This is a genomic window from Pseudomonas sp. PME37.24/025 (genome assembly GCF_055556615.1).
Window position 1 is genome coordinate 1 of record NZ_JBVHNK010000511.1, and the last position, 230, is coordinate 230.

Here is a 230-nt window from a genome sequence, read left to right on the forward strand (position 1 = left end):
GAAAAAATCAGGAAAGGACAAGCTATGACCGAGCCAACAATTACCTGCCCGAATTGCAAAACGGAAATTCGGCTGACCGAATCCCTTGCGGCCCCGCTGATTGCTGCCACGCGCCAGCAGTTTGAAAAGCAACTCTCCCAGAAGGATGCCGAGATTGCCCAGCGAGAACAAGGTGTCCGGGACAAGGAAAAACAGATCGCGGAGGCCAAGCGCACATTGGAGGATCAAGT

Annotated in this window: 1 protein-coding gene; it reads left to right on the forward strand. The window is 53.5% G+C overall.

What is annotated here, in order from left to right:
* Positions 1–24: 24 nt before the first annotated feature.
* Positions 25–230, forward strand: a 206-nt coding sequence (locus ACZ3HH_RS31255) for a hypothetical protein (RefSeq protein WP_465810626.1), incomplete at its 3' end; no start/stop codon positions are given.